Origin of the sequence: Pseudomonas sp. CFBP 13710 (assembly GCF_014842235.1) — a bacterium.
Classification (GTDB): Bacteria; Pseudomonadota; Gammaproteobacteria; order Pseudomonadales; family Pseudomonadaceae; genus Aquipseudomonas; species Aquipseudomonas baltica.
In genome coordinates this window covers 46022-60852 of sequence record NZ_JACYVJ010000008.1, presented here as the reverse complement: position 1 = coordinate 60852, position 14831 = coordinate 46022, and the positions used below count along the sequence as shown (strand labels likewise).

Here is a 14831-nt window from a genome sequence, read left to right as displayed (position 1 = left end):
CATGGTCACCGAACAGCACCGCGAAGAGTTGTCCACAGGCGCCCGGCAATTGGGCGTCGAACTGTCCGAAGGCCAGCGCGACCAGCTGTTGGCCTACCTGGCCCTGTTGATCAAATGGAACAAGGCGTACAACCTGACGGCGGTGCGCAATCCCGACGAGATGGTTTCCCGGCACCTGCTCGACAGCCTGAGCATCCTGCCGCACCTGGCAGCGGCCGACAGCTGGCTGGATGTCGGCAGCGGCGGCGGCATGCCAGGCATTCCGCTGGCGATCATGTTTCCTGAAAAACGGATCGCCACGCTCGACAGCAATGGCAAGAAAACCCGCTTCCAGACCCAAGTGAAACTGGAGCTGGGATTGGCCAACCTGCAAGTTATCCACAGCCGCGCCGAAACCTTCGTCCCCGAGCAACCTTTCGCCGGTATCGTTTCCCGCGCGTTCAGCAGCCTGCACGATTTTGCCCACTGGACACGTCACCTGGGCAACGTCGACACACGCTGGTTGGCGATGAAAGGGCTGCATCCAGCTGACGAACTGGTAGCATTGCCAGCGGACTTCCACCTCGATAGCGAACACGCCTTGGCCGTCCCCGGTTGCCAAGGCCAACGCCATCTGCTGATACTGCGCCGCACGGCATGATTGGGAACACGAGCAATAATGGCTAAGGTATTCGCGATAGCGAACCAGAAAGGTGGTGTGGGCAAGACCACCACCTGCATCAACCTCGCAGCATCACTGGTCGCGACCAAGCGCCGCGTGCTGCTGATCGACCTCGATCCGCAGGGCAACGCCACCATGGGTAGCGGAGTGGACAAGCACGCACTTGAAAACTCCATCTACGACGTGCTGATCGGCGAGTGCGACCTGGCCCAGGCCATGCACTTCTCCGAGCACGGCGGGTATCAGTTGCTGCCGGCCAACCGCGACCTGACGGCGGCCGAGGTGGTCCTGCTGGAAATGCAGATGAAAGAGAGCCGGCTGCGCAGTGCGCTGGCGCCGGTGCGCAACAACTACGACTACATTCTGATCGACTGCCCGCCCTCGCTGTCGATGCTGACCCTCAATGCGCTGGTGGCGTCCGATGGCGTGATCATTCCGATGCAGTGCGAGTATTTCGCCCTGGAAGGGCTGAGCGACCTTGTGGACAACATCAAGCGCATCGCCGAACTGCTGAATCCGGACCTCAAGGTCGAGGGTTTGCTGCGGACCATGTACGACCCGCGCCTGAGCCTGATGAACGATGTGTCGGCGCAGCTCAAGGAGCACTTCGGCGACCAGCTCTACGATACCGTCATCCCGCGCAACATTCGTCTGGCCGAAGCTCCCAGCTATGGGATGCCGGCGCTAACGTACGACAAATCGTCACGCGGCGCCCTGGCGTACCTGGCACTGGCTGGCGAGATGGTTCGTCGGCAGCGTCGCCAATCTCGCACCGCTGCAGTCATTTAAGGAATCCAATGGCCGTCAAGAAACGTGGTCTCGGGCGTGGGCTGGATGCGCTGCTCAGCGGTTCGACCGTCAGTGCGCTCGAAGAGCAGGCCGTCACGGTCGACCAGAACGAGTTGCAGCATTTGCCCCTGGACGTCATCCAGCGCGGTAAATACCAGCCACGTCGGGACATGGACCCGCAGGCGCTCGAAGAGTTGGCGCACTCGATCAAGACCCAGGGCGTGATGCAACCGATCGTGGTACGGCCGGTGGCCAACTCGCGGTTCGAGATCATCGCCGGGGAGCGCCGCTGGCGCGCCGCGCAACAGGCCGGCCTGGAGACCATTCCGGCCATGGTTCGCGATGTGCCCGACGAAGCCGCGATCGCCATGGCATTGATCGAAAACATCCAGCGCGAAGACCTCAACCCGGTGGAAGAGGCCATTGCCCTGCAACGCTTGCAGCACGAGTTCCAGTTGACCCAGCAGCAGGTGGCCGATGCGGTGGGCAAGTCGCGGGTCACCGTGGCCAACCTGCTGCGCCTGATCGCCTTGCCTGAAGTGATCAAGACCATGCTGTCCCACGGCGATCTGGAAATGGGGCATGCGCGCGCGTTGCTCGGTCTGCCGGACGAACAGCAGGTCGAAGGGGCGCGACACGTTGTCGCACGCGGTTTGACCGTGCGCCAGACCGAAGCCCTGGTCAGGCAGTGGCTCAGTGGCAAACCTGAGCCCGTGGAGCCGGCCAAGGCCGACCCGGACATCACCCGGCTGGAACAGCGCCTGGCCGAGCGGCTGGGCTCTGCGGTGCAGATTCGCCACGGACAGAAGGGCAAGGGCCAGTTGGTGATCCGCTATAACTCGCTGGACGAGTTGCAGGGTGTGCTCGCACACATTCGCTGAAACAATTCCCTATGTAGCGCGCAGTCGGAAATCACTACCCGGCAGTTGAATAGGGGCGGAAGCGCCCCTATACTCTGCGCGCATTTTGTCGGCACAATTTATGCCAAGTTAAGGCTTATGGCACGTCGACCATTGAGGAGTCGCCACGATGGAAACCCGCACGCCAAACCGCCTGCCGTTCCATCAATGGGTCGTTTTCCCGATGTTGTTGGCGCAAGGTGTCGTCGCGTTGCTGGCAGCTCTGGTGCTGTGGCAATGGCTCGGGGCGGTCAGCGGTTATTCGGGTCTCTGCGGAGGCCTGATCGCCTGGTTGCCCAATCTGTATTTCGCCTGGAAGGCATTCCGGTTCACCGGAGCCCGGGCCGCACAAGCCATCGTCCGGTCGTTCTACGCCGGCGAGGCTGGCAAGCTGATTTTGACGGCAGTGCTGTTCGCACTGACGTTCGCAGGAGTGAAACCACTGGCGCCGCTGGCTGTATTCGGCGTCTTCGGGTTGACCCAACTGGTCAGCTGGTTCGCACCCCTGCTCATGAAAACAAGACTTTCGAGACCTTAGGGCGTTTGAGGCAACCATGGCAGAAACAACCGCTTCGGGCTATATCCAGCACCACTTGCAGAACTTGACCTTCGGTCAGCTACCAGAAGGCGGCTGGGGCTTTGCCCACACCGCTGCAGAAGCCAAGGAAATGGGGTTTTGGGCGTTCCACGTCGATACCCTTGGCTGGTCGGTTGCCCTGGGCCTGATCTTCATCCTGATCTTCCGCATGGCGGCGAAGAAGGCAACGTCCGGTCAGCCGGGCGCCCTGCAGAACTTCGTCGAGGTGCTGGTCGAGTTCGTCGATGGCAGCGTGCGTGACAGCTTCCACGGCCGCAGTGCGGTGATCGCACCGCTGGCGCTGACGATCTTCGTCTGGGTGTTCCTGATGAACGCCATCGACCTGGTTCCGGTCGACTGGATCCCGATGGCTGCGGCCTGGATCTCTGGCGACTCGCACATCCCGTTCCGCGCCGTGCCGACCACCGATCCGAACGCGACCCTGGGCATGGCCCTGTCGGTGTTCGCGCTGATCATCTTCTACAGCATCAAGGTCAAGGGCCTGGGCGGCTTCATCGGCGAGCTGACCCTGCATCCGTTCGGCAGCAAGAACATCTTCGCCAAGATCCTGCTGATCCCGGTGAACTTCCTGCTCGAATTCGTCACCCTGATCGCCAAGCCGATCTCGCTGGCACTGCGACTGTTCGGCAACATGTACGCCGGCGAGCTGGTGTTCATCCTGATCGCCGTGATGTTCGGCAGCGGCCTGTTGTGGCTCAGCGGCCTGGGCGTCGTGCTGCAGTGGGCGTGGGCCGTGTTCCACATCCTGATCATCACGCTGCAGGCATTCATCTTCATGATGCTGACCATCGTCTACCTTTCGATGGCACACGAAGAAAATCATTGAGACCCGCCTGGCGAGTCTGATGCCCCTCGCGCCCTGGCACGAGGGAGGCCCCTCCGGGCCGAAACACCGGTTTGTAACACCGCTTTAAAACCTAAAAACCAAGCAAAAGACGACGTAAAAAGTCGGGAGGAAAGATGGAAACTGTAGTTGGTCTAACCGCTATCGCTGTTGCTCTGCTGATCGGCCTGGGCGCACTGGGTACCGCTATCGGCTTCGGCCTGCTGGGCGGCAAGTTCCTGGAAGGCGCTGCTCGCCAGCCAGAAATGGTTCCGATGCTGCAAGTCAAAATGTTCATCGTCGCCGGTCTGCTCGACGCCGTGACCATGATCGGTGTTGGTATCGCTCTGTTCTTCACCTTCGCGAACCCCTTCGTTGGTCAACTCGCTGGCTGATCTCTCGAACCTTCGAGTGGATTGGTGTGATGGACAAAGAACGAGCGAGGTGTTGGCGTGAACATTAATGCAACCCTGATTGGCCAGACCGTTGCGTTCTTCATTTTTGTGCTGTTCTGCATGAAGTTCGTGTGGCCTCCGGTCATCGCGGCTTTGCACGAACGTCAGAAGAAGATCGCTGATGGTTTGGACGCTGCCAGCCGAGCAGCTCGCGACCTGGAGTTGGCCCAAGAGAAAGTGGGTCATCAACTGCGCGAAGCGAAAGCTCAGGCAGCCGAAATCATTGAGCAGGCGAAGAAACGCGGCAACCAGATCGTCGAAGAGGCCGTTGAAAAGGCCCGTATCGACGCTGACCGTGTGAAAGTGCAGGCTCAAGCCGAGATCGAGCAGGAACTGAACGGCGTCAAAGACGCGCTGCGTGCCCAACTGGGTATGCTGGCCGTGGGCGGTGCCGAGAAGATTCTGGGCGCCACAATCGATCAAAACGCGCACGCGGAGCTGGTTAACAAACTGGCTGCTGAAATCTAAGCGAGGGCGATCATGGCAGAACTGACCACGTTGGCCCGACCTTACGCTAAGGCGGCCTTCGAGCACGCTCAGGCCCACCAGCAGCTGGCCAATTGGTCAGCCATGCTCGGCCTGGCTGCAGCGGTGGCGCAAGACGCCACCATGCAGAGCCTGCTCAAGGCCCCGCGACTGACGAGCGCAGACAAGGCCGCCACGTTCATTGACGTGTGCGGCGACAAGTTCGATGCCAAGGCACAGAATTTCATCCACGTCGTTGCCGAAAACGACCGTCTCCTGCTGTTGCCGGAGATCGCCGAGCTGTTCGACCTGTACAAGGCCGAGCAGGAAAAATCGGTCGACGTGGAAGTCACCAGTGCCTTCGCATTGAACCAAGAACAGCAAGACAAACTCGCCAAGGTTCTCAGTGCACGACTCGACCGGGAAGTGCGCCTGCAAGTTGCGGAGGATGCCAGCCTGATAGGTGGCGTCGTCATCCGCGCCGGCGACCTGGTTATCGATGGCTCGATTCGCGGCAAACTCGCGAAACTGGCCGAAGCATTGAAATCTTGAGTTTGAAGGGGCAGCAGAGCAATGCAGCAACTCAATCCTTCCGAAATAAGTGAAATCATCAAGGGTCGCATCGACAAGCTCGATGTGACTTCCCAAGCCCGTAACGAAGGCACCGTCGTCAGCGTTTCCGATGGTATCGTACGGATCCACGGTCTGGCCGACGTCATGTACGGCGAAATGATCGAGTTTCCAGGCGGCGTCTTCGGCATGGCACTCAACCTGGAGCAGGACTCCGTAGGCGCCGTGGTACTGGGCGCGTACACCAGTCTGGCCGAAGGCATGAGCGCCAAGTGCACCGGCCGCATCCTGGAAGTTCCGGTTGGCAAGGAACTGCTGGGTCGCGTCGTCGACGCACTGGGCAACCCTGTCGATGGCAAGGGTCCGCTGGGCAACACCGAGACCGACGCGGTCGAGAAGGTTGCACCGGGCGTTATCTGGCGTAAGTCGGTAGACCAGCCTGTGCAGACTGGCTACAAGGCCGTCGACGCCATGATCCCTGTCGGCCGTGGCCAGCGCGAGCTGATCATCGGCGACCGTCAGATCGGCAAGACCGCTCTGGCGATCGACGCGATCATCAACCAGAAGAACTCCGGTATCTTCTGCGTCTACGTCGCCATCGGTCAGAAGCAGTCGACCATCGCCAACGTGGTACGCAAGCTGGAAGAAAACGGCGCCCTGGCCAACACCATCGTGGTGGCTGCCAGTGCCTCGGAATCTCCTGCGCTGCAGTTCCTCGCGCCGTACTCCGGCTGCACCATGGGCGAGTTCTTCCGTGACCGCGGTGAAGACGCACTGATCGTCTATGACGATCTGTCCAAGCAAGCAGTGGCCTACCGCCAGATTTCCCTGCTGCTGCGCCGTCCACCAGGTCGTGAAGCCTACCCAGGCGACGTGTTCTATCTCCACTCCCGCTTGCTGGAGCGTGCTTCGCGCGTTTCCGAAGAGTACGTCGAGAAGTTCACCAACGGCGCAGTGACCGGCAAGACCGGCTCCCTGACCGCGTTGCCGATCATCGAAACCCAGGCTGGCGACGTTTCCGCGTTCGTTCCGACCAACGTGATTTCCATCACCGACGGTCAGATCTTCCTGGAATCGGCCATGTTCAACTCGGGCATCCGCCCTGCAGTGAACGCCGGTGTTTCGGTATCCCGCGTAGGTGGTGCCGCTCAGACCAAGATCATCAAGAAGCTGTCCGGTGGTATCCGTACCGCTCTGGCTCAGTACCGTGAACTGGCGGCATTCGCCCAGTTCGCGTCTGACCTGGACGAAGCCACCCGCAAGCAGCTCGAACACGGCCAGCGCGTGACCGAGCTGATGAAGCAGAAGCAGTACTCGCCAATGTCGATCGCCGACATGGCGCTGTCGCTGTATGCCGCCGAGCGTGGTTTCCTGACTGACGTCGAGATCGCCAAGGTTGGTAGCTTCGAGCAGGCCCTGATTGCTTACTTCAACCGCGATCACGCCGACCTGTTGGCGAAGATCAACGTGAAGGGTGACTTCAATGACGAAATCGACGCGGGCCTCAAGGCCGGTATCGAGAAGTTCAAGGCCACCCAAACCTGGTAAGCCGCAGCAGGGGCCGCAAGGCCCCTGCTTGCTAACCTGATAGGTGTTACATGGCAGGCGCAAAAGAGATTCGCAGTAAGATTGCGAGCATCAAAAGCACGCAAAAAATTACCAGCGCCATGGAAAAAGTGGCGGTCAGCAAAATGCGCAAGGCACAAATGCGCATGGCAGCCAGCCGTCCCTACGCGGAACGTATCCGCCAGGTGATTGGACATCTGGCCAACGCCAACCCGGAATACCGCCACCCGTTCATGATCGAACGCGCCGTCAAGCGCGTCGGCTATATCGTGGTGAGCAGTGACCGTGGTCTGTGCGGCGGCTTGAATACCAACCTGTTCAAGGCCCTGGTCAAGGACATGGCGGCCAATCGCGAACGCGGCGTCGAAATCGACCTGTGCGTGATCGGCAGCAAGGGTGCAGCGTTCTTTCGCAACTTCGGCGGCAACGTCGTGGCAGCGATCAGCCATCTGGGCGAAGAGCCGTCGATCAATGATCTGATCGGCAGCGTCAAGGTGATGCTGGACGCGTACCTGGAAGGCCGTATCGATCGCCTGTCCGTGGTGTCCAACAAGTTCATCAATACCATGACGCAACAACCGACGGTGGAGCAGTTGATCCCGTTGGAGGCAACCCCGGATCAAGAACTCAAGCACCACTGGGATTACCTGTACGAACCCGACGCCAAAGAGCTGCTGGAAGGCCTGATGGTGCGTTACGTGGAGTCGCAGGTGTACCAGGCGGTGGTCGAGAACAACGCTGCTGAACAAGCGGCGCGGATGATCGCGATGAAGAATGCAACCGACAACGCCGGCGACCTGATCAGCGATTTGCAGCTGATCTACAACAAGGCGCGTCAGGCTGCGATCACCCAAGAGATCTCGGAAATCGTCGGCGGCGCTGCCGCGGTTTAACGGTTCAAATATTCAGAGGATCCAGCTATGAGTAGCGGACGTATCGTTCAAATCATCGGCGCCGTTATCGACGTGGAATTTCCACGCGACAGCGTACCGAGCATCTACAACGCGCTGAAGGTACAAGGCGCTGAAACCACCCTCGAAGTCCAGCAGCAGCTGGGCGACGGCGTGGTTCGTACCATTGCCATGGGTTCCACCGAAGGCCTCAAACGCGGCCTGAACGTACTCGACAGCGGCGCAGCCATTTCCGTACCCGTTGGCAAGGCCACCCTGGGCCGGATCATGGACGTACTGGGCAACCCGATCGACGAAGCGGGCCCGATCGACACCGAAGAGCGCTGGGGCATTCACCGTCCGGCACCTTCCTTCGCGGACCAGGCAGGCGGCAACGACCTGCTGGAAACCGGCATCAAGGTCATCGACCTGGTCTGCCCGTTCGCCAAGGGCGGTAAAGTCGGTCTGTTCGGTGGTGCCGGTGTCGGCAAGACCGTGAACATGATGGAGCTGATCCGTAACATCGCCATCGAGCACAGCGGTTATTCCGTGTTCGCCGGTGTGGGCGAGCGTACCCGTGAGGGTAACGACTTCTACCACGAGATGAAGGACTCCAACGTTCTGGACAAGGTAGCCCTTGTCTACGGACAGATGAACGAGCCGCCGGGCAACCGTCTGCGCGTCGCCCTGACCGGTCTGACCATGGCCGAGAAATTCCGTGACGAAGGTAACGACGTTCTGCTGTTCGTCGACAACATCTATCGTTACACCCTGGCCGGTACCGAAGTGTCCGCACTGCTGGGCCGTATGCCATCGGCAGTAGGCTACCAGCCGACCCTGGCCGAAGAGATGGGCGTTCTGCAGGAACGCATCACTTCGACCAAGGAAGGTTCGATCACCTCGATCCAGGCGGTATACGTACCTGCGGATGACTTGACCGACCCGTCGCCTGCGACCACCTTCGCCCACTTGGACGCCACCGTCGTACTGTCCCGTGACATCGCCTCCCTGGGTATCTACCCAGCGGTCGATCCACTGGACTCGACTTCGCGCCAGCTGGACCCGAACGTGATCGGCCAGGAGCACTACGACACCGCTCGCGGCGTTCAGTATGTGCTGCAGCGCTACAAAGAGCTGAAGGACATCATTGCGATCCTGGGTATGGACGAGCTGTCGGAAACCGACAAGCAGTTGGTATCCCGCGCTCGTAAGATCCAGCGCTTCCTGTCGCAGCCGTTCTTCGTGGCTGAAGTCTTCACCGGTGCCTCGGGTAAATACGTTTCCCTGAAAGACACCATCGCAGGCTTCAAAGGCATCCTCAACGGCGACTACGACCACCTGCCGGAACAAGCGTTCTACATGGTCGGCGGCATCGAAGAAGCGATCGAGAAAGCCAAGAAACTGTAATCCTGGCGCCCGGCGACGGGCGCTAATCAGGTTGAGGCAAGTATGGCTATGACAGTCCATTGCGATATTGTCAGCGCGGAAGGAGAAATCTTTTCCGGTCTGGTCGAGATGGTGATTGCGCACGGTAACCTGGGTGATATCGGTATCGCTCCAGGCCACGCCCCGCTGATCACCGATCTCAAGCCAGGTCCGATCCGCCTGATCAAGCAGGGTGGCGAAGCCGAGGTGTTCTACATCTCTGGTGGTTTCCTCGAGGTTCAGCCGAACATGGTCAAGGTTCTTGCCGACACCGTGCAGCGTGCTGCCGACCTGGATGAAGCTTCCGCTCAGGAAGCCGTCAAGGCTGCCGAGAAGGCCCTGAACGAAAAAGGCGCAGACTTCGACTACGGATCTGCCGCCGCACGCCTGGCCGAGGCTGCAGCTCAGCTGCGCACCGTCCAGCAGATCCGCAAGAAATTCGGCGGCTGATGCGTCGACTCACTTGCGATTGAGTAAAAGGGTAGCCTCGGCTACCCTTTTTCTTTTTCAGCACTTTCTCCCCGGTCAGCCTGCTGGCCATTCTCCGGATTGGTAGCCGTTCATGTCTCTCGATATCGTCATTCTCGCCGCCGGCCAAGGCACGCGCATGCGCTCGGCCTTGCCCAAGGTGTTGCACCCGGTCGCCGGCAATTCAATGCTCGGCCATGTTATCCACAGTGCCCGCCAGCTCAAGCCGCAGAACATCCACGTGGTGATTGGCCACGGTGCGGATGCGGTACGTGAACGCCTGGCCGCTGACGACCTGAATTTCGTGCTGCAGGACAGGCAGCTGGGCACCGGCCATGCGGTCGCCCAGGCTGTGCCAGGCCTGACGGCCGACAATGTGCTGATACTTTACGGCGACGTTCCGCTGATCGAAGTGGCGACGTTGCAGCGCCTGCTGCAGAAAGTCAGTGCCGACCAGCTAGGCCTGCTCACCGTCGAGCTTGCCGATCCCACGGGCTACGGCCGCATCGTGCGCGATGCGGATGGCCAGGTACAGGCCATCGTGGAGCACAAGGACGCCAGCGATGCACAGAAAGCCATTCGCGAAGGCAACACCGGCATTCTCGCAGTGCCTGGCAAGCATCTGGCCGAGTGGCTGGCGCGCCTGTCCAACAATAATGCTCAGGGTGAGTATTACCTGACCGATGTGATCGCCATGGCTGTCAGCGATGGCTTGGTGGTGGCCACTGAAACCGCCCAGGATCCGATGGAGGTGCAGGGCGCCAATGACCGCCGTCAACTTGCGGAACTGGAGCGTCACTACCAGTTGCGCGAAGGGCGTCGGTTGATGGCCCAGGGCGTGACCTTGCGCGACCCGGCCCGCTTCGATGTGCGCGGTGAAGTCAGCGTGGGTCGGGACGTGTTGATCGATGTCAATGTGGTGCTCGAAGGGCGGGTGGTGATCGAAGACGATGTGGTCATCGGGCCCAACTGCTACATCAAGGACAGTACGCTGGGCAGAGGCGTGGTGGTCAAGGCCAACAGCCACCTCGACGGTGCAGTGCTGCACGAAGGCAGCGATGCTGGCCCCTTTGCGCGCCTGCGACCCGGCACGGTGCTGGAAGCCCGGGCGCATGTGGGTAACTTCGTCGAGCTGAAGAATGCCCGTATGGGCGAGGGCGCCAAGGCCGGTCACTTGAGTTATCTGGGCGATGCGGACATAGGTGCCAACAGCAACATCGGCGCCGGTACCATCACTTGCAACTACGACGGCGCGAACAAATGGAAAACCACCATTGGTGAGGACGTTTTCATCGGTTCCAACAATGCGCTGGTCGCACCTGTGGATATCTTGGCGGGATCGACGACTGCTGCAGGTTCGACCATCACCCAACAGGTGCCTGCAGGGCAATTGGGCGTGGCACGTGCGCGGCAGCGTAACATCGAAGGGTGGAAGCGGCCGGTGAAGGTCAAGAAGCCTTAGTTATCCACAGGTGTAGCTATTGTATAAGGCCATTCGCGGGCAGAGCCCGCTCCTACAAAATTTCAGGTAGGACCCTGTGGGAGCAGGCTCTGCCCGCGAAGAGGCCATGAGAAATACGATGACACCATTGACGAACCTTTCAGTTTAGGTTTCTATTGCCTTCGTTATCTTTCGAATCGAAACTTAGGCCATGTCAAAGCGTAATACGCCCCAACGTCGTCACAGCATCCTTGCCCTGCTCAATGAACAGGGCGAAGTGACTGTGGATAACTTGGCGAGGCATTTCGCAACGTCCGAAGTCACTATCCGCAAGGACCTTGCCGCCCTGGAAAGCCACGGCCTGCTGCTGCGTCGCTATGGCGGCGCGGTGACCATGCCGCAGGAGCTGATCGGCGAACCGAGCCAGCGCGTCTCGGCCATCAAGCAATCCATCGCCCGCGCCGCCGTCATGCGCATCAAGGAGCACGCGCGCATCATCATCGACAGTGGCAGCACCACCGCTGCGATGATTCCCGAGCTGGGCAAACAGCCGGGCCTGGTGGTCATGACCAACTCGCTGCACGTCGCCAATGCCCTGAGTGCATTGGAGCATGAGCCCGTCTTGCTGATGACCGGCGGCACTTGGGATCCGCACTCCGAATCGTTCCAGGGCCAGGTGGCCGAGCAGGTGCTGCGCTCCTATGACTTCGACCAGTTGTTCATCGGTGCCGACGGCATCGATCTGGAGCGCGGCACCACGACCTTCAATGAGTTGCTGGGCCTGAGCCGGGTGATGGCCGAAGTCGCTCGCGAAGTGATCGTCATGGTCGAGTCCGACAAGGTCGGACGCAGGATCCCCAATCTGGAGCTGCCCTGGGGCCGCATCAGCACCCTCATTACCGATGATCGCCTGCCCCTCGAAGCACGCGATCAGATTCAGGCGCGCGGGATAGATCTCGTGCTCGCCGCTACCAGCTAGGAGAAGCGAACATGTGTGGAATCGTCGGCGCCATCGCGGAGCGCAACATCACTGCCATTCTGGTCGAGGGCCTCAAGCGCCTGGAATATCGCGGTTACGACAGCGCAGGCGTAGCTGTGTTGAGCGAGGATGGCAGCGTGCAGCGCTGCCGTCGCGTCGGCAAGGTTGCCGAACTGCAGGCCGCGCTGGCGGATGAGCCTCTGCTCGGCAAGCTGGGCATCGCCCATACCCGTTGGGCCACCCACGGTGCGCCGACCGAACAGAACGCCCACCCGCACTTTTCCACTGCTGAAGTGGCAGTGGTGCATAACGGTATCATCGAGAATCACGAAGTCCTGCGCACCCAGCTCAAGGAGCTGGGCTACGTATTCACGTCGCAGACCGATACCGAAGTCATCGCGCATCTGTTGCATCACACCCTCAAGGCATTGCCCGACCTGGCCGACGCCCTCAAGGCGACGGTCAAGCAACTGCACGGCGCCTACGGCCTGGCGGCCATCAGCGTGCACCAGCCCGACCGTCTGGTGGCCGCCCGCAGCGGCAGCCCACTGGTCATCGGCCTGGGCATGGGCGAGAACTTTCTCGCCTCAGACCAGTTGGCGCTGCGGCAGGTGACCGACCGTTTCATGTACCTGGAGGAAGGTGACATTGCCGAGATCCGCCGTGAAAGCGTGCAGATCTGGGACGCCGCTGGCACACCTGTGCAACGTGAAAGCGTGCAGTATCACGAAGGCGCCGAGGCGGCCGACAAGGGCGAGTATCGCCACTTCATGATGAAAGAGATCCACGAGCAGCCCACCGTGGTACAGCGCACCCTGGAAGGTCGCCTGGGCCAGAACCAGGTGCTGGTGCAGGCCTTCGGTCCGCAGGCCGCCGAACTGTTCGCCAAGGTGCGCAATGTGCAGATCGTGGCGTGCGGCACCAGCTATCACGCCGGTATGGTTGCGCGCTATTGGCTCGAGGGCCTGGCCGGCATCCCTTGCCAGGTCGAAGTGGCCAGCGAGTTCCGCTATCGCAAGGTCGTGGTGCAGCCCGACACGCTGTTCGTTTCCATTTCACAGTCCGGTGAAACGGCCGACACCCTGGCCGCGCTGCGCAACGGCAAGCAATTGGGCTTCCTCGGAAGCCTGGCGATCTGCAACGTCGGCATCAGCTCTTTGGTGCGCGAGTCCGACCTGACCTTGCTGACCCAGGCAGGTCCGGAAATCGGTGTCGCTTCAACCAAAGCCTTCACCACTCAACTGGTTGCGTTGATGCTGCTGACGCTGTCGCTTGGTCAAGTGCACGGAACGCTGGAGGAGGGCGTAGAAGCCGAGCTGGTGGCCGAACTGCGTCGTTTGCCGACTCGCCTGGGCGAAGCCCTGGCCATGGACACCACCATCGAGCGCATCGCCGAGCTGTTCGCCGAGAAGCACCACACGCTGTTCCTGGGCCGCGGTGCGCAATTCCCGGTGGCGATGGAAGGCGCGCTGAAGCTCAAGGAAATCTCCTACATTCATGCCGAAGCCTATCCTGCCGGTGAGTTGAAGCACGGGCCGCTGGCGCTGGTGGACAAGGACATGCCCGTGGTAACCGTGGCGCCGAACAACGAGCTGCTGGAAAAGCTCAAATCCAACCTGCAGGAAGTCCGTGCCCGCGGCGGTGAGCTGGTGGTGTTCGCCGATGAGCAGGCACAACTGAGCAATGGTCCCGGCACCCATGTGGTGGCGATGCCGCACATCATCGATGCACTGGCGCCGATCCTCTACACCATTCCTTTGCAGCTGCTTTCGTACTATGTGGCGGTGCTCAAGGGTACGGACGTGGATCAGCCGCGTAACTTGGCGAAGTCGGTGACGGTGGAGTGAGGGGGGTAGGGTTGCGGGCTGTGATTTTCGAGAATAAAAGCCGTCGCAGGTGCCGGTGAGGTTTCGCATACCGGCCCTTAATAAGCCATTTCTGGCCTATAGACTCCCAAGCCCCTTTCCAGCCTCGTAGGGCGATGTAGTGGTCAACTGATACTGGTCGCTTGCTGTTCAAGTTCATCGTGCGCATTAACATGCGTACCTTGAACCCTCCGATTTGCAGGCCGTTCTCTTTCATGACCAGCATGATGCTGCGGCTACCTGCAGCGCTTCGGCTTTGCGTGAATAATTCGTTCAAACGGCTGCGCAAAAGCACCAGGCAGCGTCTGGAGTTCGACTTCTGCGACAGTACACGTAGTAGCAGGATCGAGTGACTCCAGAGACCGAGCACAACAACTCAACCCGCTCCTGTGAGTGGAATTGACCGACTAACACAAGTGCTCGTGTTGCTCTGCCATCAAGAGCGCGGTAGCCTTTTGCAAAATCGATTTCTCTCGTTCCAGGCTGTTCATTCGGGCTTCCAGTTCCCGGATTTTCTGCTACTCGGGTGGCGGCGCTCTGCTGGTCGGTGTGGCGCAGCCTCGTTCTTGCTGGAGCTGGTTGACCCACCGCTGCGGGGCCGACTCCACCAACCCAAGCGATTGGGCTGCGTCAGCGTGGCTGTAGCCTTGGTCAAGCACCAAGCGGCAGTTTTGCGCTCGAACGCGGGGGAGAAGGTAGTCATTGGCTGCCCATCGAACACCTCTATGCGTCGATCATTTTCGACCAAAAAGTCTCATGGGTCAGTAGGCCACTACATATTGTCAGAAATTGGTGACGAGGTCCCAAGCCTGAGGACGAGATTCATCAGACTGACAAAAGACACGAAAATGAGCATGTCTAGTCGGCGTTGCCCCTGTGCTAGGCCCCCTAATAAAGTATCCTACGAGTATTGACGAAGCCTGCCACGAGGCTTGAG

At 60.2% G+C, this 14831-nt stretch carries 15 protein-coding genes and 1 pseudogene; 15 read left to right on the top strand and 1 reads right to left on the bottom strand.

The features are described 5' to 3' along the window. The first annotated feature begins 1 nt into the window (after position 1). The 15 genes from rsmG to glmS all read left to right on the top strand — a co-directional run bounded on the left by rsmG (position 2) and on the right by glmS (position 13876). Positions 2–640 carry a 16S rRNA (guanine(527)-N(7))-methyltransferase RsmG gene (gene rsmG / locus IFT44_RS16580; protein ID WP_192176277.1) on the top strand — a complete coding sequence of 213 codons (639 nt, stop codon included), beginning with the start codon at positions 2–4 and terminating at the stop codon, positions 638–640. Positions 641–658: 18 nt separating this feature from the next. Next, positions 659–1450 carry a ParA family protein gene (locus tag IFT44_RS16575; protein WP_122480037.1) on the top strand — a complete coding sequence of 264 codons (792 nt, stop codon included), beginning with the start codon at positions 659–661 and terminating at the stop codon, positions 1448–1450. Positions 1451–1458: 8 nt separating this feature from the next. Further along, positions 1459–2331: a ParB/RepB/Spo0J family partition protein gene (locus IFT44_RS16570; protein ID WP_122716089.1), complete on the top strand. Its 873-nt coding sequence runs from the start codon at positions 1459–1461 to the stop codon at positions 2329–2331. A 148-nt stretch (positions 2332–2479) separates the two neighbouring features. Beyond that, complete coding sequence (locus IFT44_RS16565) at positions 2480–2887, top strand: F0F1 ATP synthase subunit I (RefSeq protein WP_122796674.1); 408 nt, start codon at positions 2480–2482, stop codon at positions 2885–2887. A 16-nt stretch (positions 2888–2903) separates the two neighbouring features. After that, the gene (gene atpB, locus IFT44_RS16560) at positions 2904–3773 is read left to right on the top strand and encodes a F0F1 ATP synthase subunit A (RefSeq protein ID WP_122480034.1); all 870 of its coding nucleotides are present in this window, start codon (positions 2904–2906) and stop codon (positions 3771–3773) included. A gap of 134 nt (positions 3774–3907) precedes the next feature. Then, positions 3908–4165, top strand: a complete 258-nt coding sequence (atpE, locus tag IFT44_RS16555; protein ID WP_002555987.1) for a F0F1 ATP synthase subunit C — start codon at positions 3908–3910, stop codon at positions 4163–4165. 57 nt (positions 4166–4222) lie between these two features. After that, entirely contained in the window at positions 4223–4693 is a 471-nt protein-coding gene (locus IFT44_RS16550; RefSeq protein WP_122480033.1) for a F0F1 ATP synthase subunit B, read from the top strand. Between the two features lie 12 nt (positions 4694–4705). Continuing rightward, a complete protein-coding gene (locus IFT44_RS16545) occupies positions 4706–5242 on the top strand; it encodes a F0F1 ATP synthase subunit delta (protein WP_043192047.1) in 537 nt (178 codons plus the stop codon). 21 nt (positions 5243–5263) lie between these two features. Continuing rightward, positions 5264–6808, top strand: a complete 1545-nt coding sequence (gene atpA / locus IFT44_RS16540; protein ID WP_122480032.1) for a F0F1 ATP synthase subunit alpha — start codon at positions 5264–5266, stop codon at positions 6806–6808. Positions 6809–6858: 50 nt separating this feature from the next. Beyond that, on the top strand, positions 6859–7719 hold the full coding sequence (gene atpG, locus IFT44_RS16535) for a F0F1 ATP synthase subunit gamma (RefSeq protein ID WP_043192052.1): 861 nt from the start codon (positions 6859–6861) through the stop codon (positions 7717–7719). A gap of 27 nt (positions 7720–7746) precedes the next feature. Next, positions 7747–9123, top strand: a complete 1377-nt coding sequence (gene atpD, locus IFT44_RS16530; RefSeq protein WP_122480031.1) for a F0F1 ATP synthase subunit beta — start codon at positions 7747–7749, stop codon at positions 9121–9123. Positions 9124–9165: 42 nt separating this feature from the next. Beyond that, positions 9166–9591, top strand: a complete 426-nt coding sequence (locus IFT44_RS16525) for a F0F1 ATP synthase subunit epsilon (RefSeq protein WP_043192055.1) — start codon at positions 9166–9168, stop codon at positions 9589–9591. A gap of 112 nt (positions 9592–9703) precedes the next feature. Continuing rightward, the gene (gene glmU / locus IFT44_RS16520; protein WP_192176249.1) at positions 9704–11071 is read left to right on the top strand and encodes a bifunctional UDP-N-acetylglucosamine diphosphorylase/glucosamine-1-phosphate N-acetyltransferase GlmU; all 1368 of its coding nucleotides are present in this window, start codon (positions 9704–9706) and stop codon (positions 11069–11071) included. Between the two features lie 190 nt (positions 11072–11261). After that, on the top strand, positions 11262–12029 hold the full coding sequence (locus IFT44_RS16515) for a DeoR/GlpR family DNA-binding transcription regulator (RefSeq protein ID WP_122480029.1): 768 nt from the start codon (positions 11262–11264) through the stop codon (positions 12027–12029). A gap of 11 nt (positions 12030–12040) precedes the next feature. Beyond that, entirely contained in the window at positions 12041–13876 is a 1836-nt protein-coding gene (gene glmS, locus IFT44_RS16510) for a glutamine--fructose-6-phosphate transaminase (isomerizing) (protein ID WP_192176248.1), read from the top strand. A gap of 148 nt (positions 13877–14024) precedes the next feature. Here the strand turns inward: glmS and IFT44_RS21170 are convergent. Further along, a pseudogene (locus IFT44_RS21170) lies at positions 14025–14597 on the bottom strand (transposase); the annotation flags it as partial. Positions 14598–14831 lie beyond the last annotated feature (234 nt).

Coding starts and splice junctions, on each gene's coding strand:
- IFT44_RS16565 (WP_122796674.1), top strand. CDS start 2,480: ATGGAAACCCGCACGCCAAACCGCCTGCCGTTCCATCAATGGGTCGTT.
- IFT44_RS16570 (WP_122716089.1), top strand. CDS start 1,459: ATGGCCGTCAAGAAACGTGGTCTCGGGCGTGGGCTGGATGCGCTGCTC.
- IFT44_RS16545 (WP_043192047.1), top strand. CDS start 4,706: ATGGCAGAACTGACCACGTTGGCCCGACCTTACGCTAAGGCGGCCTTC.
- atpB (WP_122480034.1), top strand. CDS start 2,904: ATGGCAGAAACAACCGCTTCGGGCTATATCCAGCACCACTTGCAGAAC.
- glmU (WP_192176249.1), top strand. CDS start 9,704: ATGTCTCTCGATATCGTCATTCTCGCCGCCGGCCAAGGCACGCGCATG.
- IFT44_RS16575 (WP_122480037.1), top strand. CDS start 659: ATGGCTAAGGTATTCGCGATAGCGAACCAGAAAGGTGGTGTGGGCAAG.
- rsmG (WP_192176277.1), top strand. CDS start 2: ATGGTCACCGAACAGCACCGCGAAGAGTTGTCCACAGGCGCCCGGCAA.
- IFT44_RS16525 (WP_043192055.1), top strand. CDS start 9,166: ATGGCTATGACAGTCCATTGCGATATTGTCAGCGCGGAAGGAGAAATC.
- IFT44_RS16515 (WP_122480029.1), top strand. CDS start 11,262: ATGTCAAAGCGTAATACGCCCCAACGTCGTCACAGCATCCTTGCCCTG.
- atpD (WP_122480031.1), top strand. CDS start 7,747: ATGAGTAGCGGACGTATCGTTCAAATCATCGGCGCCGTTATCGACGTG.
- atpE (WP_002555987.1), top strand. CDS start 3,908: ATGGAAACTGTAGTTGGTCTAACCGCTATCGCTGTTGCTCTGCTGATC.
- atpG (WP_043192052.1), top strand. CDS start 6,859: ATGGCAGGCGCAAAAGAGATTCGCAGTAAGATTGCGAGCATCAAAAGC.
- glmS (WP_192176248.1), top strand. CDS start 12,041: ATGTGTGGAATCGTCGGCGCCATCGCGGAGCGCAACATCACTGCCATT.
- atpA (WP_122480032.1), top strand. CDS start 5,264: ATGCAGCAACTCAATCCTTCCGAAATAAGTGAAATCATCAAGGGTCGC.